Source organism: Xanthomonas sp. CPBF 426, from assembly GCF_903989465.1.
Classification (GTDB): domain Bacteria; phylum Pseudomonadota; class Gammaproteobacteria; order Xanthomonadales; family Xanthomonadaceae; genus Xanthomonas; species Xanthomonas euroxanthea.
Genome location: NZ_LR861805.1, coordinates 1,633,176 through 1,653,760 on the forward strand (window position 1 = coordinate 1,633,176; position 20,585 = coordinate 1,653,760).

The window sequence follows — 20,585 nt, forward strand, 5'->3', positions numbered from 1 at the left end:
TGCTGCGTTGCACAATAATAAGCCGCCCCGTCATCCTGGAGTCGGGCATGTCCGATACCGATCTTTCAACGCCGCCTGTGTCCCGGCGCGATTACGTGCTGATCCTGTTTGCGTTGGCGATGGGTGGCTTTGCGATCGGCATCAGCGAATTTTCCACCATGGGGCTGATGACCCAGATCGCGCAGGGCCTGCAGATCAGCGAGCCGCAGGTCGGTCATGTGATCAGCGCCTATGCATTGGGCGTGGTGGTCGGTGCGCCGTTGCTGGCGATTATTGGCGCGCGCTGGCCGCGGCGCACCTTGTTGCTGCTGTTGATGGTGTTCTACGCGCTGGGCAATCTCGCCAGTGCGCTGGCGCCGAGCTACCACACGATGTTGCTGTGCCGGTTTATCGCCGGCTTGCCGCACGGCGCCTACTTCGGCGTTGCTTCATTGGTCGCCGCGTCGATCAGCCCGCCCAATCAGCGCGCCACTGCGGTGGGCCGGGTGTTGCTGGGCCTGAGCATCGCCTTGCTGGTGGGCAATCCGTTGGCGACCTGGCTGGGCCAGATCGTGAGCTGGCGTTGGGCCTACGCGGCGGTATCGGTGCTTGCGTTGTGCACGGTCGCCGCAGTGGCATCACGCTTGCCGCCCGCGCCGGACGAGCCGCGCCAACAGCCGCTGCGCGAGCTGCGGGCCTTCAACCAGCCGCAGGTGTGGCTGGCCCTGGCGATCGGCGCGGTGGGTTTTTCCGGCATGTTCTGCGTCTTCAGTTATCTGGCGCCCACCCTGACCGCAGTGACCGGCGTGGCGCCGGCGCGGATTCCGCTGGCAATGGTGGCGTTCGGTGTCGGCGGCGTGCTCGGTAGCATCCTGGGCGGCTGGCTGTTCGATCGCATGCAGTTCCGTGCGGTACCGGTGTTGCTGGCGTGGTCGGTGGTGGTGATGTTGACCTTCCCGTTGGCCGCGCAGTCGGGCCTGTGGGTATTCGTGTCGATCGTGGCGGTCGGCACCATGGGTGCGCTGGCACCTGCACTGCAGACGCGGCTGATGGATGTGGCCGCAGAGGCGCAGACCCTGGCGGCGGCGTCCAACCATGCCGCGTTCAATACCGCCAACGCGCTGGGCCCATGGTTGGGTGGCATGGCGATCACGGCCGGGTGGGGCTGGACCTCGACCGGCTACGTGGGCGCGGCCACTGCGCTGGGCGGTTTGCTGGTGTATGCCCTGGCGGTCTGGCAGGAACGCCGGCAGCGGACGGCGCTGGCGAGCTGCTGAAGCGCAGCGGCTGGGGCGCGGTGGCGCAGGCGGTTATCCGGCCTGCTCTGCCACATGCTGCCGTTGCCGTGATGAGTGGCAGCATGGATAGCGGTCGTACCCGTCGCGATGCAGTTGCACATCCAGGATGCAGGGCTCCATCCACGGCCGACTCACGGCCCGACATCGAGACTGCATGCTTCATCGCGAGCGGACCGTACAGCGCCATGACCGACTTCACCCCACCTCCATGGAAGCGCCCGAAGCCCAAGGGGAGGTCCGCGTCCACGCCGCTGACCGCTGCCCATAAAACCGCTGCCAGACAGCGTGCGGAGGAGGCTGGCCGGCCGTATCCCAATCTGGTCGACAACATGTGGGCGAGCCGGCAGCCGAAATAGCTTGACTCATTCTTGGCATCGATGAATCGCCATTCATTGCCTGCATGATCGCGTGAGGACAATCGCCACCGCACTCACATCTCGATTATGGGCGGCCCGCCAAGCTAAGGCCGTACACAACGCAATGCATGCAATCAATCCATTGATTGCCTCATCCCCCGAAAGCCAGCGCAAGCGCCTTTTCAACGCGCGCAGCGCTGGCCCATCGTAACCAGGAGCGACACATGAGCATTCAGAGCAAGACCGAGCACAGCCTCAACGACCTCATCGCCATTTCCCGCGACGGCAAGGACTTCTACGAAGAAGCTGCTGCCAAGGTGGGCGATGCGGAACTTGCAACGCTGTTCCGCCGCATCGCCGGTGTGAAGTCCGACATCGTCAGCAACCTGAGCAGCGTCGTCGCCTCGGTCGGTGGCAAGCCGGAAACCAGCGGCACCATGGTCGGCAGCATGCAGCAGTTCTACGGCAAGGTGCGCGCAACCCTGGGCGACACCAAGTATGGCTATGTGGCCGAACTGGAAGAGTCCGAAGATCGTTTGCTGAAGGCATTCGATGAAACCATCGCCGATCAGGACACCCCGGCCGCCGCACGCGACGCCGCACTGCGTCTGCTGCCGGAAGTGCGCGCCTGTCATGACGTGATGCGTAACCGCAAGCATGCGATGAAGAGCGCCGCATAACCTGCGCGCGTGACCCAGGCACATCCCCGTGATGCAGCTTGTGGAGTGAACCGATAAAGGCGGAAACGGGCAGCGCGAGCTGCCCGTTTCTTTTTGTGCCACGCGCAGCCAGTGACACGCAGTTCTTGTTCCACGCATTGCGCGCGTTCCACGTTGTGGCGTGGATGTTGAAGGCGTGTCACGCACGCAGTTGGTCTGCTAGTATCCGCCGCCCTTCTTCCGGCAGGTCCGCGTACGCGGTCGTGGAATCAGCCCATGAAACAGCAGTTCCTGTACCTGTCCTCGGCCGAGGCGCAGCTGTCGCTTGGCCTTGGCGAGGAGAAGACCACCGAGCGCCTGTTCTTCGCGGTGATGGCCGATGCATCGACTGCCCAGCGCGCCGCAGCGATTGCCGATGGGCTGCTGCATGGTGGCCAGGTCGATGGCAGGCCGCTGGCGCGCGAACGCTTGCATGTGACCCTGCATCATCTGGGGGATTACGCGGGCGGCTTGCCGCCGTCGTTGGTGAGCCGTGCCAGTCAGGCGGCTGAGCGCGTGGCAATGGACGCGTTCGCGGTGGAGTTCGATCGGGTGGGCACCTTCGGGGGACGACGTTCGCAGCTGCCGTGCGTGCTGCGTGGCGAAGACAAGGTGCGCGGGCTGTACGAACTGCAGGGCGCGCTGGGTCGGCAACTTGCGCATGCGGGCATTGCCGGCGATGCGCAGTACACGCCGCATATGACGCTGCTGTATTGCAACCAGTCGTTGCCGCAACGGCGCTGCGAGGCGCTGGCGTGGACGGTGCGCGAGTTCGCGCTGGTGCGCAGCTTTCTGGGCCAGTCGCGTTACCAGCTCGAAGGGCAGTGGTCGCTGCGCTGATGCGCGGGCAGGTGCGTCCGCGGTAGCCTGCGTGCATGGACGCCACCACCACACCACTGCCATTGCAGCCCGAGCACCTGGCCGCGCTCGAACAGGCCTATGCCACGCCGCCGCGCGCCTATCACCACTTCGGTCATGTGCGCGCGCTGCTGCAGCATTACGCCGAGGTCGCCGCCGGGCCGGGCTGGCAGCAGCCGGTCGAAGTCTGGTTGGCGGTGCTGTTCCACGATGCGGTGTATCAACCCGGGCGCAGCGACAACGAGGCGGAGTCGGCCAGGTGGGCGGCGGACTGCATCCCGCGCTGGTGGCCGCAGGTGTCGGTGGATCTGCAGCGCGTGCAGCACCTGATCCTGCTGACCGCGCGCCACGGACAACTGCAGCCGTCGGATGTGGATGCCGAAGCGGCGTTGTTCCTGGATTGCGACATGGCGATCCTGGCCGCACCGGCGGCGGTGTTCGATGCCTACGACCAGGCCATTGCCGTCGAATACCGCGGGAATGTGCCCAGCCTGTTGTTCCGGCTCAATCGCAGGCGGTTCCTGGCCGGCCTGCTGGAGCGTCCGCGCATCTTTCTGAGCGACGACTTCCATGCGCGCTACGACGCTGCGGCACGGGCCAATCTGCGGCGGCGGCTGGGGCGCTGACCCGGCACACGGGGCCAGGCGGTTCATCCGGGCGCGCTGGTGGCGCACGCTACAATGCGCACATGCACGACCGCGTCGCTCCCGATCATGATCCACGCCCGCAGCCGCCCGAGCCGCCTGCACCCAACGAGTGCTGCGAGAGCGGTTGCCCGTTGTGCGTGCACGATCTGTACGCGGAGGAACTGGCGCGCTACCGGCAGGCGTTGGCCGCCTGGGAAGCGCGGCAGCAGGCACATGCGCGATAAGCGAAGCGCCGCGCTTCGCGTGGCCGCCCGGAGCGATTATCTTTGAACCACTCTTTCCGATGGTGCGACATGCGACGACTTGAGATGTGGAGCGCGCTCTGCGGCGCGGCGATGTTGACGCTATCGGGCATGGCGGCTGCGCAGACGACGCAGCCAGTGAGCCACGGCCGCTTCGAGCAGGTGCCGGTGCTGATGCCCAAGGGCGAGCCGCAGCGCGTGGTGATCTGGCTGAGCGGCACCGGCAACAACGTCAAGCGGCAGACGCAGGCGGAAAGCCTGCGTGCCGATGGCGCGATGGTGGCGATGGTGGATACCGCGCATCTGTATGCGGTGCTGCGCAAGGCCGGCGGCACCTGCGCGTTCTCGGTCGGCGATGTGGAGAATTTCTCGCGCTACGTGCAGGCCTTCTACCACGTGCCCACCTACCGCCTGCCGCTGCTGGTCGGCGACGGCGAGGGGGCCGCGCTGGCCTATGCGATCGGGGCGCAAGCCAAGCCGCATGTGCTGGCCGGCCTGCTGACCGATGGGCTGTGCCCCGCCACGGTATCCGATCAGGCGATCTGCCAGCCGGGCGTGCGCCCGGGCAGCAACACGCTGCTGCCGGTGCCGCTGCAGATTCCCTGGGTGCTTGCCGGGAGCCAGGACAAGCGGTGCCCGGCCGCCGCCGAAGACAGCTTCCTCAAGCAGGTGCCGCAGGCACGCACTTTTACGCGTTCGGCGCGAGGCGACATCCTGCCGGGCCTGCGCGCTGCGGCACGCTCGCTGGGCGAGCAGAAGGGCGTGGCCTTGCCGCCACCGCCGGGCGGGCTGGAAGATCTGCCGGTGGTGGAAGTGCCGGCCAAGCCGGACGGCGACAGCGACGACGACACCTTCGTGATCTTCGTCTCCGGCGATGGCGGCTGGGCAGGCCTGGACGAAGAGGTGGCCGATGCGCTGGCCGCGCAAGGCATCCCGGTGGTCGGCCTGGATTCGCTGCGTTACTTCTGGACTGAGCGTACACCGCAGGGCTTTGCGACCGACCTGGATCGCATCGCGCGTTTCTATGCGCAGCGCTGGCAACGCCAGCGGGTGGTGCTGATCGGCTTCTCGCAGGGCGCGGACGTATTGCCGGCCGCGATCAACACGCTGCCGGCGCAGACCAAGCAGAACCTGCGCATGACCGCGCTGTTGTCGGTAGGCAAGCTGGCCGATTACGAATTCCACGTCAGCAACTGGCTGGGTTCGGACGACGATGGCCTGCCGATTGCGCCGGAAGTGCAGCGACTGCCCGCCGGCACCACCGTCTGCATCTACGGCCAGGACGACCAGGATGCGCTCTGCCCGAGCCTGCCGCCACAAGCCGCCAAGCGGGTCGCGCTGCCGGGCGATCACCACTTCAAGGGCGATTACGCGACCCTGGCCAAGGTGATCATGGAGCAGTTGCACGCACTGTCGAAGCCATAAGCGAGCAGTGCATTTTTGCCCATGCGTCAGCCGACTTCCGGCTGACGCATGTCAACAACCTGGTCGTCGCCGTTCGGTTCGGCCGCCTGCAGCTCGGCAGGCGCTTGGCATTTTTCTCCGCGACCGACAGCAACCGGCGGTGCTTGCGCGCGTGTCGGCGTGGGACCTTGAGCGGCATGGATGCCGCGCCAGAGCCTACAAGGACGTACTTGCGGCGTGTCCCACGCCGGTACGCGTGCAAGCGCCCGCCGTAGACCGAAGCTTCTACGTAGCACCGGCAGATCTCATGCGCAGGGTTGGTCGGTGCGCGGAGTCGGTCGGCGGCGCGGCGCCGCATCCGGTGTCGGGACACGCCGCAAGTACGTCCATGTAGGCTCGGTGGCGGCATCCATGCCGCCACACGGTCCCGCCCCCGGACGCGGCACCACGCTCCCAATATGGCTAGTGCTGATCGGCGAGCACTGCTTTCAGGCAGTCATCGTGCCTGCGGAGTTGGCGCTTCATGTCGTTGAGACCGCCTCGACGTTTGATCTTTGCAGTGCCAGCTAAAAACACGATCCGAGCCACGCCCACTCGACCAAGCAGTGCTCTTCCTTCCGCAACCGACAGCAACCGGTGGTGCTTGCGCGCGTGCCGGTGTGGGACCTTGAGCGGCATGGATGCCGCGCCAGAGCTTACACGGACGTACTTGCGGCGTGTCCCACGCCGGTACGCGTGCAAGCGCCCGCAGCAGACCGAAGCATTCGCATGAAGCGGACGGATTTAGTGCGCAATTGATCGGTGTACGGAGTCGGCCGGTGGCGCGGCGCCGCATCCGGTGTCGGGACACGCTGTAGATCCGTCCCTTGAGGCTCGGTGGCGGCATCCATGCCGCCACACGGTCCCGCCCCCGGACGCGGCACCACGCTCCCAATATCGCTACCGCTCTCCAACAAGCAATGCCTTCAGGCACACGCGCAGGCACACGTGCAGGCGCCCGCCATAGACCGACGCATTCGCATGAAAACCGCAGGCCCTGTGTGGTGTTACTCCTGGCGGCCGGGATCCACCGAGATCAATCGGGTGACATCCAGCAATGCGGCTGGCAGATGCATGCCGCCCGGCGCGACCAGGTAGCGCGGGCGCCAGGTCGGGGCGAACTTCGATTTGAAGCGACGCAAGCCGCTGAAGCCATAGAAGCGCTCGCCGTGACGCGCGACCAGGCTGGCAAAGCGATTCCAGCGGCCGGCCAGGCGATGCTCGGCCAGGCCCGACAGCGGCGCCATGCCCAACGAGAAGCGCGTATAGCCGTTGGCTTGCCCCCACAGGAACAGCTCGATGAACAGGAAATCCATCGTGCCCTTGGGCGCCTGCGCGCTGTGCCGCATCAGGTCCACCGACAGCTCGCCGCCGGCCGGCGCTTGCCACACGTTGGCGAAGGCCACGATCTGGCCTTCCGCCTCGGCCACTGCCACCGGGAAGCGGCGCAGATAGTCCGCATCGAAGCTGCCCAGCGAGAAGCCCTTCTCTTCGCCGGATTTTTCTTCCAGCCATTGCTCGGACACTTCGGTCAGGCGCGGCAGTACCGCATCCACCTGCTCGGGCTGCAGCATGCGGAAGGTCAGGCCGCCGCGCTTGCCGCGGTTCCAGGCCTGGCGCAGATCGGCGCGGTCGCGGCCTTCCAGGGTGAAGCCTTCCAGCGGCACGATCGCCTCTTCGCCCAGTTTGACGAGGGTCAGGCCCATGTCCAGATAGGTCTGCCAGTATTTTTCGCCGACCTGGTAGAACACCGGGCGCAGGCCCATATGGTCGGCCTCTTCGCGGAAGCGCCAGATCAGTGCGCGTGCGACCTCGGGCGTGCCGACCGGGTCGCCCATCGAGATCAGCGAGCCGCCGTAACGCTGCATCATCACAAACCCACGCCCCTGCTCGTCGAGCAGGAACGCCTTGTCGCCGGTCAGCGCCAGGCAGGCCTGGGTGTCGGTACTGCTGGCCAGGACCGGCGCCAGCGTCTGCAGGGTCTGGGCATCGGCGGCCGGCATCGGGCGGCGGCCGCCACGCAGCAGGCGCGCCATGCCGAACACGATCACGCCCACGCACAGGATCAACGCCGCGCGCAGCGCACGTGGCGCGTTGGCCGAGGTGGCGAATTCCCACCACAGGTCGTTGCTGTATTCGACATGGCTGTAGACGAAGAACAACAGCCAGAACGTGGCCACCAGCACCAGGCCGAGGTTGCTCAGCCAGCGCCACGACCAGGCTTCGTCCAGCAGCGCGCCCTGGCGGTAGAACTCGCGCCGTGCCGCCCACAGCGCGACCGCGGCCAGCGCCGCCGACAGCGACACCGAGATATGGCTGCCGCGCAACAGCGACAGCGGCGGCAGCAGGATGCACACGCCCAGTGCCAGCACCCAGGCCGCATGGCTGCGGCGTTGCAGGCCCTGGCCGATCAGCAGCAGCACCATGCCGCCCAGGCTGACCAGCAGATGCGAGGTCTCGATCAGCGGCAGCGGCGCCACTTCCTGGCGCGCGCGCGGGGTCGGCAAGGTGCCGTCGATGACCAGCGCCGCGCCCACCGCAAACACTGCCAACGCCAGGATCTGCGGCAACCAGGGGCGCAGGGCCTTCCACACGGTGCGTGCGGTGCTGGCGCTGGCGCGCACCGGTGCGCCCAGGCCGGAGGCTGCCGCCATCGCCACCGAGATCAGCAGCGGCACGATGTAGTAGGTGACCCGGTAGGCCAGCGCGGCGGCCAGCACCGCAGCCGGGGTGACATGCGGCAACAGCTTGAGCAGGCTCCACTCGAACACGCCCAACCCGGCCGGCACCGTGGAGATCAGCCCGGCGACCACCGCCACCAGCCAGATCCCGATGAAACCGAAGTAGCCGGTGCCCGGGTCCGGCGGCAGCAGCACGTAGAACGCGGCGGCCGCCAGGCCCAGCTCGACCACGCTCAGCGCGGTGACGCCGAGCACCGTGGTGCGGTCGGGCAACCAGAAGCGATGACGGCCAATCCCGAATTCGCGGCCCTGCCTGCCAACCAGTCCCAGCATCGCAACGTAGCCGACCAGCAAGGCGATACCGGCGATGCGGATGCCTTCTGCGGTGATCGGCAGTGCACGCGCGGCCGCTTCCGGTTCCAGCATCAGCGCCAGGCCAAGCAACACCCAGGCGCCGAAGACGAAGCCCAGTGTGCTCATCAGCACCACCTGGCCGATCTCGGCCAGGGTCAGCCCGACGCTACCATAGCCGCGCAGGCGGACCGCGCCGCCGGTGAGTGCGGCAAAGCCCAGCGTCTGCCCCACCGCGTGCGCCATGAAGGCGGTGATGCCCACGCGCGCCGGGTGCAGCCGCTTGCCGGTGCGCTTGAGCCCGACCCAGTCAAAGCCCACCAGACAGGCGTAGCTGCTCAAGCCCAGCAGCAAGGTGAGCGCGATCTGGCCGGCACCCAAGGCACGGAACGCCTGGCGGATCTGCCGATAGCCGTGGTCGGTGAATTGTCCCGACAGCGCGTGCAGCGCCATCGCCAGGATCGCCAGGCTGATGATCACCGGCAAGGCGCGGCGCCAGCCGTTGGCCGGCGCTTGAGAAGACACGGAGGTATCCGTCATGAGGGAAACGGGATCTGCTGGAGGGGAAGAAGGGCACATGCATGGTGCGTGCCGTGCGGGCGGTTGGTCTGCATGGGCCGGTCGGTGTCAAGGTACATGCAGGGTGATCGCGTGGATGCCCAATGAGGTGAACGCAGGCTTCGGTCGCGCCGACAGGTGTCGGCTCAGGACGGCCGCGCGCATCATAGGGCATCGCCGCGACCACGTGCCGCAGGCGACCCACCTGGACACGATGACCGTTGCACCACAGACAGGCAATTGATGGACGATCGACACCACACCGGCACCGCGATGCCGCCCGGGCCGTCGTGCCCGCCACGCTGGGCCGTGCAGGCCGGCGCAGTCGCCGCCTGCACGGGCATGGCCTTCATCGGATTGATTCTGCTGTTGCAATGGCTGCGTGGGGATCTGGACTGGATCGACGCACAGCTCAGCGCCTATCTGCACGGCGACCACGGCCTGCTGTTACGCACGGCCTACTGCGTGCTGGCTGCCACGATGGCGTGGATGGCGCCGGGCCTGCAGGCGGCACTTGCGCCGCCCGCGCGCAGCCGCACGGTGGTGGCGCTGTTCTGGAGCGCGGCGCTGGGCCTGAGCATGGTGTCGATCGGCGATAGCTGGATGCCGGAGCTGGCGCCCGACGCGGCCATGCTGGTGCATCTGCTCTCGGCCGACATGACGTTTCTGTGCGTGATCGCGGCGGTGTTGCTGCAATCGTGGTATTTCCGCCGCGACCGGGTGTGGCGGGGCCGCTTCACCACCGCGTCTGGCCTGGGGCTGAGCGCATTTGCGGTGTTGCTGGTCCACGTCACGGTCAGCAGCGTGCCGCTGGGCATCAGCCAGAAGAGCGCCATCGTGCTGATCGTGGCCTGGATGGTGCGGGTGGGGGCGTGGTTGGCGCAGCACCCGCGCGCCGGGGCTGCACGTTTGCCGCATTCGCGGGACAATGCCCGGGTCAATCAACCGTAGGAAGTCTGAAATGTTGCAGCGATTCGAAACGGGTCCGCGGATGTCGGAAATGACCGTCCATGGCGGCGTGTGCTATCTGGCCGGCCAGGTAGCCGAAGACACCAGCGAAGACATCACCGGGCAGACCCGCCAGGTGCTGGGCGAAATCGACAAGCTGCTCGCGCAGGCGGCCAGCGACAAGACCAAGATCCTGCGTGCGGAAATCTTCCTGGCCGACATCGCCGATTTCGACGGCATGAACGCGGCCTGGGACGAATGGGTGCCGCACGGCTTCACCCCCGCGCGCGCCACGGTCGAAGCCAAATTGGCGCGGCCGGAATGGAAGGTGGAAATCGTGATCACCGCTGCGGCAAGCTGACCGCAGGGCGGCGCGCGGTCGCGGGGCGATCGCGCGCGCCGATGGCATCGTCTGCGCGCAAGCGTTGCGCATCGCATCGCAGCGTTGTCAGCAGACAGTGCAAACCCCCGGATGGCGCGCTGGCATGGCCGTGGCGCCAACCCGCCTGCCGGTTCGCCGGCACGACCGGAAAGCCGGGATATTCGCGTTCACCCAGGCGGGCCGCGATGGCGTCCCGGGCCGCGCGCGGTGATCAGCGTTTGACGAAGCGATAGTGCGCCACACCCCACTCGCGACCCTGGTCGTAACCGAACAATTCGGCGCAGGCCAGCCAGAACATCCGCCAGCGCTGCCACCAGCGCTGCGCATCCTCGCCGTAGGTCTGCTTCAGCAGCGGCATGATCTGGGCGCGGTGGCGGTCCTGGTTCTCCAGCCAGGCGTTGGCGGTTTTTTCGTAATGCTCGCCCGACAGCACCCAGCGCTGTTCGATGACCACGTCCTGCTGGAAATGCAGCAGGGTATCGGCCGCCGGCATCAGCCCACCGGTGAAGAAATGCCGCCCCATCCAGTTGTCTTCGCCGGCCACCTCGAACGGGTAGGCCAGGTCGCGATGGCAGAAGATATGCACGAACAGCTTGCCGCCCGGCGCCAGCCAGCTGCCGACGCGCGCCAGCAGCTCGCGGTAATTGCGCATGTGCTCGAACATCTCCACCGACACCACGCGGTCGAAGTTGCCCGGCGGCAGCGCCAGCGCGTTGACGTCGGCAGTGATGACCTGCACGTTGCTCAATCCGCGCACCCGGCACTGCTCCAGAATGTGCGCGCGCTGCGGACGCGAGTTGGACACCGCGGTGATGGTGGCGCCGGGATAGCGCTCGGCCATCCACAAGGTCAGCGAGCCCCAGCCGCAGCCCAGCTCCAGGATGCGTTGGCCGTCGGCCAGTTCGGCGCGCTCACCGTACAGCGCCAGCATGCGTTCTTCGGCAGCATCCAGATCCGGCGTGGTGGCGTCCCAGTAGCAGCTGCTGTACTTGAGCCGGCGGCCCAGGCACAGGGTGAAGAACTGCGGCGGCAACTCGTAGTGCTGGCGATTGGCCGCATCGGTTTCGATGGCGATCGCGCTGGCACGCAGGCTGTCGATGAAGGCACGTTGGCGCTCGCCGCTGGCATCGGCACCGCCGGTGCGCTCATCGCGCAGGCGCTGCGCGCACAACCGGCGGATGCCGTAACGCAATGCGGCGTCGGGGAGCACGCCGGATTCGGCCAGCCGGGTCGCGCCGGATTCTTCGGGCAGCGAGGAGGGCGGAACGGTGATGGTGGACATACGACTCTCCAGGCGACTCAGGACGAAGGGGGAAGCGGGAAAAACGCGCTGGTGCTGCGCTGGTATTGCGCATAGTCCTCACCACGCGAGCGCAGCGCCTGCTGCTCGGTGTAGGGAATGCCGGTGAAGCGATACAGGAACACGAACATCACCACCGGCCCCAGCGCGGCCAGGGCGAGCGGCCATGGCCCGGCACCGACGGCCAGCGCCAGGTAAGCGAACCAGTGCACGAACTCGAAGAAATAATTGGGATGGCGCGAATATCGCCACAAGCCGCTGCGGCAGGTGACGCCGCGATTGGCCGGGTTGGCCTTGTGCGCAGACAGTTGCCGGTCGGCGAGGGCTTCGCCACCGACCGCGATCAACCACACCGCGATCGCCAGGGTGCTCCACGCGCTCCAGGCCGGATTCGGATTGCTGGCAGCGGCCAGAAACGGCACACAAAACAGCACCACCACGACTGCCTGCGCCAGGAAAAAGCCCAGGAACTTGCGTTGGTCGCCGTTCCAGTGCTCGCGCAAGGCACGATAACGGCCATCTTCATGCGGGTCGCCGAACACACGCACGCCCAGATGCAGCGCCAGGCGCGCGCCCCAGACACCGCCGAGCACGGCGACCAGCACGCGCGGCAGCAGCGCGCCATCGGACATCCACGCGCAATACGGCGCAGCCAGGGCCAGGCACGCGGCCCACAGCACATCGACCGGGCCGGCATTGCCGCTGCGGCGTTGCCACAGCCAGCCGACCACCATCACCACACTCGCAAACACGCCCACATGCAGCAGCGGCCAGGCATTCATTGCAGTTCTCCCCTCGGATGGTCAGGCGATGGTCGCGCCAGGCGGCGTGCATACAGCGACAACACGCCGCAGGCCAGGCCCCAGCCGATGCCGACTGCGACCACCGCCTGCAACTGTGGCGGCCGGAATTCCACCGCCTGCCAGCCGCGTTGTGCCAGCCAGTACGAAAACGGACCGAAAATCGCGCCCAGCAGCACCGCCAGCCATGGCCGCTGCATCACCGATGCCAGCGAATGGTTGAGCGTGAGCGCAAAGCCCAGCCACAACGCCAGGATCCAGGCCGGCGCCAGCAACGTGCCCGGCCACGGCGCGGCGTAACGCACCCAGCCGCCCGCCGCCAGCGTGGTGTCCAGCAGCAGGCCCAGCGACAGCGCGGCGACCAGCAGCTGCGGATCGCCCGGCGCACGCCGCGACGGCCACAGCTGATACAGCGCGAACAGCGCCAGCACCAGCAGGGTAGGCCAGATGCGCGCCTGCGCGGCCGCGCTGACGGCCACCAGCCACAGCACCTGCAGGCCCAGATAGTTGCCGAGCTGCTTCATGCGTCAACGGGAAGGCCGGGCACGAACTGCGGCGGGCGCGCACCCGGCTTGCTCAGCCATAGATGCACATCGCCAATCGAGCGCTCCAAGAAACCAGCTTCGCAATAGGCCAGATAGAACTCCCACATGCGGATGAAGCGCTCGTCATAGCCGAGCGCGCGCACCTGCGGCAGCTGCGCCATGAAGCGCTGGCGCCAGGCGCGCAGCGTCAACGCATAGCTCGGCCCGATGTCTTCCAGGTTGAACAGGCGCAGGTCGCTGGCGCGCGCGATCGCGCCGGTCATCGCCGCCACCGATGGAATGAAGCTGCCGGGGAAGATATGCCGCTTGATGAAGTCCACCGAGCGCAAGGCCTGCGCATAGCGATGGTCTTCGATGGTGATGGCCTGGATCAGCGCCTGGCCGTCGTCGGCCAGCAAGCTGCCGACCTTGGCGAAATAGGTGTCCAGATACTGATGGCCGATGGCCTCGATCATCTCGATCGACACCACCCGGTCATAGCGGCCGTCCAGATCGCGATAGTCGCGCAACAACACCGTGACCCGGTCGCTCAGGCCGGCCGCGGCGATGCGCTGGGTGGCCAGTTCGAACTGCTCGCGTGAGATGGTGGTGGTGGTGACGCGGCAGCCGTGCGCGCGTGCAGCGTGCAGCGCGAAGCCGCCCCAGCCGGTGCCGATTTCCACCACGTGGTGCTGCGGGCCAAGCTGCAGTTTCTGGCAGATGCGTTCGAGCTTGCGCGTGGCTGCGCGCTCCAGGGCCGCCTCGCCCTGGGCCTCTTCGCCATCGACGAAGATCGCCGAGGAATACATCAGGTTCTCGTCGAGAAACAGGCGGAACAACGGGTTGCCCAGGTCGTAGTGCGCGGCGATGTTGCGCCGGCTGCCGCTGCGGGTATTGCGTGCGAACGCATGCAGGCTGCGCATCGCCCAGCCGCCCAGCCGCGCGGTGCCGGTTTCCATCGCATCCAGGCGGTCGCGATTGCGCAGCAGCAGGCGCATCAAGGCGACCAGGTCGTCGCAGTGCCACTGCCCATCCATGTACGACTCGCCGGCACCGACGCTGCCGTTGAGCGCGGCCTGGCGATAGAAGCCGGGGTCGATGACACGCAACTGCACCTGCAGCGCATCGGCGCCACTGGCGTTGCCGAGGGTGGTGACGCCGTCGGCTTCGTGCAGCTGCAATTGTCCATCGCGCAGCTCGCCGAGCGTGGCCAGCAGGCGCTTGCGCAACAGGCGGTCCGTCCAGGAAGCCGCGCGCGGCGCAGCGGTGTCGGGCAGGGACGTGGCGTTCATCGGGGTTCTCGCACAGGCGGATGAGGGTGATCGTGGACCGGGTTGCCGCGCAGCCACAGGCGCAGGGCCTGCCAGTGGATGGCCAGCACCACCTGCACGGTCATCAAGGGATAGGCCAGCAGCGTGCGTGCCAGGGTGCGCGCGTTGAGCGGCTGGCGCTGCAGGACCAGGGTGGCATCGAAGCGGCGTGCACCGCTGCCTGCGCCATCGGCCTCGGCCGCGGGGCTGCCGCCCGGCGCGTCGCCGCCAGGCGCATCCAGCACATCCATATGCACGCGCAATTGCGCCTCGGGCACGCTGAAACGCCAGTCGTACTGGTGCTGCATGCCCATGAAGGGCGAGACGTGGAAGCGCTTGTCGAAGCGCCAGGCATGCACCTGGCGATGCGTGCGCGCCTGCGCGACCGGCAGCACGTAGGTGTGGCGCTGCTGCCACGGCGTATTGGTGATTTCCGCAACGACCCAGCGCAGGCCCCCGTGGCGATCGAAGCAGTAGTAGAAGCTGACCGGGTTGAACACATGACCGAAGTAGCGCAGATGCGTGAGCAGGCGGATCGCGCCATCGGGGCGCTCGCCGGTCTGGGCCTGCACGCAGTCGCGCACCGCCTGGTCCAGCGGAATGTCCGGGTCACCGAGATAATCGCTGCGCCGGAACTGCGCCAGATTGGCGCGCCCCACCGACCATAGCCAGCGCCGCGCAAACACCGCATCGAGCTCGGACAGATCCAGGTACATCAGAAACAGCCGGTAGCGAAACGCCAGCGGCCTGGGCGCAAACCGGCGGTGCCGCACCCAACCGGTATAGATCGCGCTGCGCATCGCGCCCACCCCGCTGACGGCACCGCTGTCCTCGCCGGGAGGCAGCGGTACCGCATCGGGGCTGGCGTCGCGCAGCAGCTGCATCACCAGTCCACTCCCAGGCCATGGGCCACATCCACGCCGCTGCGCAGGCCGTCTTCATGGAAGCCGAAGCCCCAGGCCGCGCCGGCAAACCAGGTGTGCTGCACGCCCTGGATCTCGGCCTTGCGCGTCTGCGCGGCGAGGGCGGCCGCGTTCTGCACCGGGTGGCGGTAGCGCATGCGCCGCAGCACCTTGTCCGGGGCGATGTCGTGGTTGCGATTGAGGCTGACGATGAACGGCTGCGGCGCGTTGAGCGACTGCAGGGCGTTCATCCAGTAACTCACCGTGCACGGCGCCTGCGGGTCGGCCGGCACATGCGCATTCCACGCCGCCCAGGCGCGGCGATCGCGCGGCAGCACGCTGGCGTCGGTGTGCAGGACGGTGTCGTTGTCCTGGTAGGTGATGCCGCCCAGGACCTGCCGCTCGGCTGCGGAGGCGTCGCTGAGCAAGGCCAGCGCGTCGTCGGCATGGCAGGCGAGCACCACGTTGTCGAAGTGCTCTTCGCCACGTAGGGAACTGAGCACCACACCGTTGGGCGCGCGGCGGATCGCATGCACCGGCGTGGACAGGCGCTCGAGCACCTGCCAGCGCCGGCGCAGCGCACGCACGTAGCTGCTGGATCCACCACGCACCACCTGCCACTGCGGACGCCCGCTGAGCTGCAGCATGTGGTGGTTGGCCATGAAGCCGATCAGCTGGCCCATCGGGAATTCGAGGATGCGCTGCGAGGGCGATGACCACAATGCCGAGGCCATCGGCACCAGATGCTGGTCGCGAAACGCCGCCGAATACCCATGCCGCTGCAGATACGCGCCCAGCGTGCTGAAGCGCTCCTGGCTGTGCAGCACCGCCGGCGCTTGCCGATAGAAGCGACGCAGGTCGGCCAGCATGCCCCAGAAGCGCGGGCTGAGCAGATTGCTGCGCTGGCAGAACAGCCCGCCCAGGCTGCCGGCGTTGTATTCGAGCCCGCTGCGCGCGTCGTGCACCGAGAAGCTCATCGTGGTCGGCTGCGCGGCCACGTCCAGCTCGGCGAACATGCGCGTGAGCAGCGGATAGTGCTGCGGGTTGAACACGATGAAGCCGCTGTCCACCGCATAGCGTTGGCCGTCCAGCTGGATGTCGTGGGTGTGCGTATGTCCACCCAGATAATCGGCGGCCTCGAACAAGGTGACCTCGTAGCGGCGCGACAGCAGCCACGCCGCGCCCAGGCCGGCGATCCCGCTGCCGACCACGGCAATCCTGCCCTCGCTCATCGGCTCACCCGCTCGGCACGTTGCGTGAGCGATGTCGGCATCGGCTTGAGGTCCCAGACCAAGCCCACCCACGACATCACGGTGAGCCCGTACCAGGTGAGGTCGTACTCCCACCAGCGCAGCCCCTGGCGCGCCGAGCCGGGATAGAAGTGGTGATTGTTGTGCCAGCCTTCGCCGAAGGTGAGCAGCGCCAGCAGCCAGTTGTTGCGGCTGTCGTCGCGGGTGTCGAAACGCCGGCTGCCGAAGCGATGTGCCAGCGAATTGATGGTGAAGGTGGCATGGAACAACGCCACGGTGGAGATCACAAAGCCCCATACCAGCAGTTGCGCGCCATTGGTCTTCAATGCGGGCGCGGCAACCGCCAGCCAGTCGCCGAGCAGGTATAGCCCGGTTGCCAGCAACACCGGCATCACGATGTCGAAGCGGTCCAGAAAACGCAGCTCGGCAAAGCGGCGCAGGTCCGGGATGACCTCCCAGTCGGTGCGGAAGTTGCGCGGGGTCAGGAACCAGCCGGTATGGCTCCACCAGAAGCCGTGCTGCGCCGGCGAATGCGGATCGCGGCCGGTGTCGGTGTGGCGGTGATGATTGCGATGATGCGCGGCCCACCACAGCGGCCCGCGCTGCACGCAGGTGGCGCCGATGGCCGCGAACACGAACTGCAGCACGCGCGAGGTCTTGAACGCGCGGTGCGAGAAATAGCGGTGGTAGAACCCGGTCAGCGCAAACATGCGCAGCGCGTACAACGCCACCGCCATGCCGACCGCGAACCAGGACGCACCGACCCACAGGACCGCCAGGCAGGCCAGGTGCAGCGCGATGAAGGGCAGGGCACGCAGCCAGTCGATACGGTCTGCGCGTGCTTCGTCCAGCGGTTCGTCGGTTTGCGAATCCACCCAACGACGCAGGCTGCCTGTACGCGCTGCGATCCACCCACGTCGGCGGGTGTCGGCAGGCTGCGGCGGCGCGGCATGTGGGTCAAAGCCAGTACTCGGCACGCGTGGTTCTCCGTGTGTAGTGGTGACCCTTTACGGACGCTGCCGGTAAACAGATGCACCAGCGCGTTCGATCGTCGCATGCGTGCGCGCGCTTGGCGTGCCGGTGCGAACGAATCGCGCAATTGCGCACACATTGAACCGCGCCAGCCAGGGGTGACGCAGATGAGGCTGTTGCGCGCCTGACGCCGCCTGCAACGTGGTCGCAGGCGGCGTCAGGCGCGCCGGATCAGGGCGCCATTGCCAGCGTGCTGATGCCGCCCTTGGCCACCACGGTACCGGTGGCGACGCCGCCCGGTGCACCGCCCGGCGGCTCCAGCGTCACTGCCAGGATGGCCTCGTTGCTGAGCATGGGCATCAGCTGGTCGGGAATCTGCGCGCGGCGTGCACGCTGGTCGTCGAAGGTGCCCATCGAATGCGCCTTGCCGTCCGGCGTGATCAGCCACAGCTCGGGTACCTTGTCGGCGGTGGCGGTGCGATCCAGCGGCGTCACCGTGATGGTGTGCTTGTCGGCATCCATCAATGCGACATAGCCGGGGCGGCCGTCTTCGGTGGCCAGCGTGGAGGTCATCGCAATGCCGGTTGCCGGCGCGGTGGTGGCCGCCGGCGGCGTGACCGGTGTCTGTACCACCGGGCCGGTGCCCTGCGGCGGCGATACCGGTGCCGGTGGCGTGCGCAGGTTCAACAATGCCAGCAGGCACACGGCCGCGGTGGCCAGGCCGCCGGCGCTTGCCCAGCGCCAGAACCGCACACTGTTCCACACCGCTGTCGTTGGCGCGCCTGCCGGCGGCGCTGCCGACGGCGCGGGGGTCACTGCGTGCAATGGCGTGTCGAAGCCGAGGGTGTGGCGGATGCGTGCCCAGACCTGGCCGGGCGGCGTCACGGCGGCGATCTCCTCCAGCAACGGCGCCAGATGTTCCTGCCACTGCGTCACTGCCTGCGCAAACTGGCCGTCGGTGGCGACGCGTTGTTCGGCAGCCAGGCGCTCGTCGGCGCTCAACAGGCCCAGCACGTATTCGCCGGCAAGCACGTCGCGCGGCGGTTCCTGGTCGATGGGAAAGGGCGTGCTCATCGTTCCAGACATGCCTTGAGTTTGGCCAGGCCGCGGCGGATCCAGCTCTTGACCGTGCCGATCGGGGTGTCGGTGCGTGCGGCGAGTTCTTCGTAGGTGATGCCGTCGAAGAACGCGGTGCGGATCAATTCGCTGCGCGGCGGTTCCAGCTCCGCCAGGCAGTGGTCGATGCGACGGCGCGTGCTGGCGCGCTCGGTGCGCTCCAGCGGCGAGGCATCGCTGGCGCGCAATTCGCCGGCATCGTCCAGCGCCACGTTGCGGCGTTGCGGGGCATTGGCGCGCAGATGGTCGATGGCCTTGTTGCGCGCGATCATCGCCAGCCAGGTGAGCCCGCGTGCACGGGTGGGATCGAACTGCCCGGCCTTGTGCCAGATCAGCGTGAACACGTCCTGCAGCACCTCTTCGGCTTCGGCACGGTGCGGGATCATGCGCAGGCACACCCCGAACAGTTTGGGCGAGGTCTGCCGGTACAGCGCTTCGAAGGCATGCCGGTCGCCACCCGCGGTCGCGGTCAGCAGTCGTCCGGTTTCATCGTCGTCGTGGCCGGGGATGGCACTCATGCGGTCGGGCGTTTTTTGAGGTGGGGGCGATGCTACCGGACTGGGCGGACGCTGTCCTTCACTTGCGCTGCTGAAACCACAGCAGGACGGCAGCGAGCAGTAACAGGATCTCGACGCCGGCCAATGCCACCGTGGGCGCGGAGACCGGCCACAGGCGCGCCAGGGAGACGCTGCGGAACAGCACGATCGGCACGTAGAACGCGAGTGCGACCAGCAGGCCGGTGCGCGGTTGATCGATCCACGCGAAGTAGCCGAACAGGAACGCCATGCCCAGCTGCAGGCCGCCATAGATGACCAGGTATTCCGATTGCCCGGCCGGCGAGAGCTGGGTGTAACCCACGGCATTGGCGGTCTTGGCCGGCGAGAGCGTGCACCAGATCGCCAGCACGACGTAGAGCACTGCGTTGATCCAGAGGTAGGCCTTGGCCATGGCGATGGTCCTGTATGGGGAAGAGGTGACCGGGCCGTTGTACGCAACCGCGCGTGGTCGAACGTGAAGATGGCGCGGACCTGGTTCACGGGGCGCTGCAGCTCTTGACCAGCGGCTGCTCGCGCGCCTGGCGCAGCTCATCGGCGCTGACCGCACGCGCAGCGGTGTCCGGAAAAACGATGCGCACATGCGGATAGCGGCCGCGCTCGTCGCGCAGATTGCCCACGCCGCGGAATTGCAGCAGACGTTTGTCGGCGATCGAATAACGCACTTCGAGCGCTGGCACTGCCGCGCCGTACCACGCATCCAGGCTCAGGCGAAAACGGCGCTGGCCGCCGGTATCGTCGATGCGCTCGACACGGAATGCCAGCTGGCGTTGCAGGCTTGGCAGCACGAAGTCCACGCGCTGCGGGGTGCCGGCAAGCGCCTCCCAGTGGCTGCGCAGGTATGCATCGAAGCCGGCATCGATCACGCGCGGGCCGTCGTCGGCCGGCAGTGGCGTGCGTTGCTCGGCCTTGCCGGGTTCCTGCTGGAACATCTCGCGCACGCCATCGCGCTGACGCACGCCCTGGCGATAGCCGTCGCGGCCGTCGATCAGGCTGAAGTCGGGCGAGCTGCCGCCGCCATCGACCTGCTTGCGCGCAAACGGGCGTCCGTCGGCGCAGCGATACAGCACAACGCGCCCGCCATCGTCGAGCAACCAGTGCGACTCGCGATAGCGCAGCGCGCCGCTGTCGCCATCGAAGGCATCGCCATCCACACGGGTGACTGCCGCCGCACTCAGCGGCAAGCCACCCAGCACCAGCAGCAGCAACGGCGGAACCGGCCGGCATACGCTGGCGAGCGCGGCAAGGGCAGCGGCGAGTGGACGCATCGGCGGATTCCTCGATGGGAGTGCCTACCAATACGAGCGCATCCGCAGTGCGGATGCGCCGGATGCGTCAGGACGTTCCTGACGCGGGGTCGTACCTGGAGGCCAATGCCACGGGTTTGGGGCGTTGGGCGCTGCCCGGAGCGCAGGT

The 20,585-nt window shown here is 67.5% G+C and carries 20 protein-coding genes; 8 read left to right on the plus strand and 12 right to left on the minus strand.

The window, feature by feature from the left end; translation table 11 throughout:
- Positions 1-47 precede the first annotated feature (47 nt).
- From H7A87_RS06970 to H7A87_RS06995, 6 genes are all read left to right on the plus strand, one after another.
- Entirely contained in the window at positions 48-1,256 is a 1,209-nt protein-coding gene (locus tag H7A87_RS06970) for an MFS transporter (RefSeq protein WP_180496920.1), read from the plus strand.
- A 601-nt stretch (positions 1,257-1,857) separates the two neighbouring features.
- The gene (locus tag H7A87_RS06975; protein WP_016903501.1) at positions 1,858-2,313 is read left to right on the plus strand and encodes a PA2169 family four-helix-bundle protein; all 456 of its coding nucleotides are present in this window, start codon (positions 1,858-1,860) and stop codon (positions 2,311-2,313) included.
- A 255-nt stretch (positions 2,314-2,568) separates the two neighbouring features.
- Complete coding sequence (thpR, locus tag H7A87_RS06980; protein ID WP_104648307.1) at positions 2,569-3,171, plus strand: RNA 2',3'-cyclic phosphodiesterase; 603 nt, start codon at positions 2,569-2,571, stop codon at positions 3,169-3,171.
- 35 nt (positions 3,172-3,206) lie between these two features.
- Positions 3,207-3,815: a hypothetical protein gene (locus tag H7A87_RS06985; protein WP_119128993.1), complete on the plus strand. Its 609-nt coding sequence runs from the start codon at positions 3,207-3,209 to the stop codon at positions 3,813-3,815.
- Positions 3,816-3,877: 62 nt separating this feature from the next.
- Entirely contained in the window at positions 3,878-4,060 is a 183-nt protein-coding gene (locus H7A87_RS06990) for an oxidoreductase-like domain-containing protein (protein WP_104648309.1), read from the plus strand.
- Positions 4,061-4,129: 69 nt separating this feature from the next.
- Positions 4,130-5,503 (plus strand): AcvB/VirJ family lysyl-phosphatidylglycerol hydrolase, encoded by a 1,374-nt coding sequence (locus H7A87_RS06995; protein WP_119128994.1) that lies wholly within the window; start codon positions 4,130-4,132, stop codon positions 5,501-5,503.
- 1,025 nt (positions 5,504-6,528) lie between these two features.
- Here H7A87_RS06995 and mprF read toward each other — a convergent pair.
- Entirely contained in the window at positions 6,529-9,093 is a 2,565-nt protein-coding gene (mprF, locus tag H7A87_RS07000; RefSeq protein ID WP_119128996.1) for a bifunctional lysylphosphatidylglycerol flippase/synthetase MprF, read from the minus strand.
- 261 nt (positions 9,094-9,354) lie between these two features.
- On the opposite strand from mprF, the gene H7A87_RS07005 reads away from it, so the two are divergent.
- A complete protein-coding gene (locus H7A87_RS07005; RefSeq protein WP_119128997.1) occupies positions 9,355-10,062 on the plus strand; it encodes a DUF998 domain-containing protein in 708 nt (235 codons plus the stop codon).
- Positions 10,063-10,072: 10 nt separating this feature from the next.
- On the plus strand, positions 10,073-10,420 hold the full coding sequence (locus tag H7A87_RS07010) for a RidA family protein (protein ID WP_104583431.1): 348 nt from the start codon (positions 10,073-10,075) through the stop codon (positions 10,418-10,420).
- 232 nt (positions 10,421-10,652) lie between these two features.
- Here the strand turns inward: H7A87_RS07010 and H7A87_RS07015 are convergent, their stop codons facing one another.
- From H7A87_RS07015 to H7A87_RS07065, 11 genes are all read right to left on the minus strand, one after another.
- Complete coding sequence (locus H7A87_RS07015) at positions 10,653-11,723, minus strand: cyclopropane-fatty-acyl-phospholipid synthase family protein (protein ID WP_119128998.1); 1,071 nt, start codon at positions 11,721-11,723, stop codon at positions 10,653-10,655.
- A gap of 17 nt (positions 11,724-11,740) precedes the next feature.
- Positions 11,741-12,523 (minus strand): DUF1295 domain-containing protein, encoded by a 783-nt coding sequence (locus H7A87_RS07020; RefSeq protein ID WP_119128999.1) that lies wholly within the window; start codon positions 12,521-12,523, stop codon positions 11,741-11,743.
- Positions 12,520-13,065 (minus strand): DUF2878 domain-containing protein, encoded by a 546-nt coding sequence (locus H7A87_RS07025; RefSeq protein WP_119129000.1) that lies wholly within the window; start codon positions 13,063-13,065, stop codon positions 12,520-12,522. Before H7A87_RS07025 ends, H7A87_RS07020 begins: the two co-directional genes overlap by 4 nt.
- Positions 13,062-14,357, minus strand: a complete 1,296-nt coding sequence (locus tag H7A87_RS07030; protein WP_115676576.1) for a cyclopropane-fatty-acyl-phospholipid synthase family protein — start codon at positions 14,355-14,357, stop codon at positions 13,062-13,064. The genes H7A87_RS07025 and H7A87_RS07030 overlap by 4 nt, the downstream gene beginning before the upstream one ends.
- On the minus strand, positions 14,354-15,259 hold the full coding sequence (locus H7A87_RS07035; protein ID WP_119129001.1) for a DUF1365 domain-containing protein: 906 nt from the start codon (positions 15,257-15,259) through the stop codon (positions 14,354-14,356). Before H7A87_RS07035 ends, H7A87_RS07030 begins: the two co-directional genes overlap by 4 nt.
- Positions 15,259-16,509 (minus strand): FAD-dependent oxidoreductase, encoded by a 1,251-nt coding sequence (locus tag H7A87_RS07040; RefSeq protein WP_119129002.1) that lies wholly within the window; start codon positions 16,507-16,509, stop codon positions 15,259-15,261. Before H7A87_RS07040 ends, H7A87_RS07035 begins: the two co-directional genes overlap by 1 nt.
- Positions 16,506-17,504, minus strand: a complete 999-nt coding sequence (locus H7A87_RS07045; RefSeq protein ID WP_119129003.1) for a fatty acid desaturase — start codon at positions 17,502-17,504, stop codon at positions 16,506-16,508. Before H7A87_RS07045 ends, H7A87_RS07040 begins: the two co-directional genes overlap by 4 nt.
- 226 nt (positions 17,505-17,730) lie before the next feature.
- The gene (locus H7A87_RS07050) at positions 17,731-18,573 is read right to left on the minus strand and encodes an anti-sigma factor (RefSeq protein WP_180496921.1); all 843 of its coding nucleotides are present in this window, start codon (positions 18,571-18,573) and stop codon (positions 17,731-17,733) included.
- Positions 18,570-19,133 carry a sigma-70 family RNA polymerase sigma factor gene (locus tag H7A87_RS07055; RefSeq protein ID WP_104583421.1) on the minus strand — a complete coding sequence of 188 codons (564 nt, stop codon included), beginning with the start codon at positions 19,131-19,133 and terminating at the stop codon, positions 18,570-18,572. Before H7A87_RS07055 ends, H7A87_RS07050 begins: the two co-directional genes overlap by 4 nt.
- Positions 19,134-19,191: 58 nt before the next feature.
- On the minus strand, positions 19,192-19,563 hold the full coding sequence (locus H7A87_RS07060; RefSeq protein WP_104648322.1) for a DUF4345 family protein: 372 nt from the start codon (positions 19,561-19,563) through the stop codon (positions 19,192-19,194).
- Positions 19,564-19,648: 85 nt separating this feature from the next.
- Positions 19,649-20,437 (minus strand): hypothetical protein, encoded by a 789-nt coding sequence (locus H7A87_RS07065; RefSeq protein ID WP_119129005.1) that lies wholly within the window; start codon positions 20,435-20,437, stop codon positions 19,649-19,651.
- Positions 20,438-20,585 lie beyond the last annotated feature (148 nt).

Bases quoted from the DNA above. Each gene is read 5' to 3' on its own strand.
- H7A87_RS06970 (WP_180496920.1), top strand. From the start codon at position 48: ATGTCCGATACCGATCTTTCAACGCCGCCTGTGTCCCGGCGCGATTAC.
- H7A87_RS06975 (WP_016903501.1), top strand. From the start codon at position 1,858: ATGAGCATTCAGAGCAAGACCGAGCACAGCCTCAACGACCTCATCGCC.
- thpR (WP_104648307.1), top strand. From the start codon at position 2,569: ATGAAACAGCAGTTCCTGTACCTGTCCTCGGCCGAGGCGCAGCTGTCG.
- H7A87_RS06985 (WP_119128993.1), top strand. From the start codon at position 3,207: ATGGACGCCACCACCACACCACTGCCATTGCAGCCCGAGCACCTGGCC.
- H7A87_RS06990 (WP_104648309.1), top strand. From the start codon at position 3,878: ATGCACGACCGCGTCGCTCCCGATCATGATCCACGCCCGCAGCCGCCC.
- H7A87_RS06995 (WP_119128994.1), top strand. From the start codon at position 4,130: ATGCGACGACTTGAGATGTGGAGCGCGCTCTGCGGCGCGGCGATGTTG.
- mprF (WP_119128996.1), bottom strand. From the start codon at position 9,093: ATGACGGATACCTCCGTGTCTTCTCAAGCGCCGGCCAACGGCTGGCGC.
- H7A87_RS07005 (WP_119128997.1), top strand. From the start codon at position 9,355: ATGGACGATCGACACCACACCGGCACCGCGATGCCGCCCGGGCCGTCG.
- H7A87_RS07010 (WP_104583431.1), top strand. From the start codon at position 10,073: ATGTTGCAGCGATTCGAAACGGGTCCGCGGATGTCGGAAATGACCGTC.
- H7A87_RS07015 (WP_119128998.1), bottom strand. From the start codon at position 11,723: ATGTCCACCATCACCGTTCCGCCCTCCTCGCTGCCCGAAGAATCCGGC.
- H7A87_RS07020 (WP_119128999.1), bottom strand. From the start codon at position 12,523: ATGAATGCCTGGCCGCTGCTGCATGTGGGCGTGTTTGCGAGTGTGGTG.
- H7A87_RS07025 (WP_119129000.1), bottom strand. From the start codon at position 13,065: ATGAAGCAGCTCGGCAACTATCTGGGCCTGCAGGTGCTGTGGCTGGTG.
- H7A87_RS07030 (WP_115676576.1), bottom strand. From the start codon at position 14,357: ATGAACGCCACGTCCCTGCCCGACACCGCTGCGCCGCGCGCGGCTTCC.
- H7A87_RS07035 (WP_119129001.1), bottom strand. From the start codon at position 15,259: ATGCAGCTGCTGCGCGACGCCAGCCCCGATGCGGTACCGCTGCCTCCC.
- H7A87_RS07040 (WP_119129002.1), bottom strand. From the start codon at position 16,509: ATGAGCGAGGGCAGGATTGCCGTGGTCGGCAGCGGGATCGCCGGCCTG.
- H7A87_RS07050 (WP_180496921.1), bottom strand. From the start codon at position 18,573: ATGAGCACGCCCTTTCCCATCGACCAGGAACCGCCGCGCGACGTGCTT.
- H7A87_RS07055 (WP_104583421.1), bottom strand. From the start codon at position 19,133: ATGAGTGCCATCCCCGGCCACGACGACGATGAAACCGGACGACTGCTG.
- H7A87_RS07060 (WP_104648322.1), bottom strand. From the start codon at position 19,563: ATGGCCAAGGCCTACCTCTGGATCAACGCAGTGCTCTACGTCGTGCTG.
- H7A87_RS07065 (WP_119129005.1), bottom strand. From the start codon at position 20,437: ATGCGTCCACTCGCCGCTGCCCTTGCCGCGCTCGCCAGCGTATGCCGG.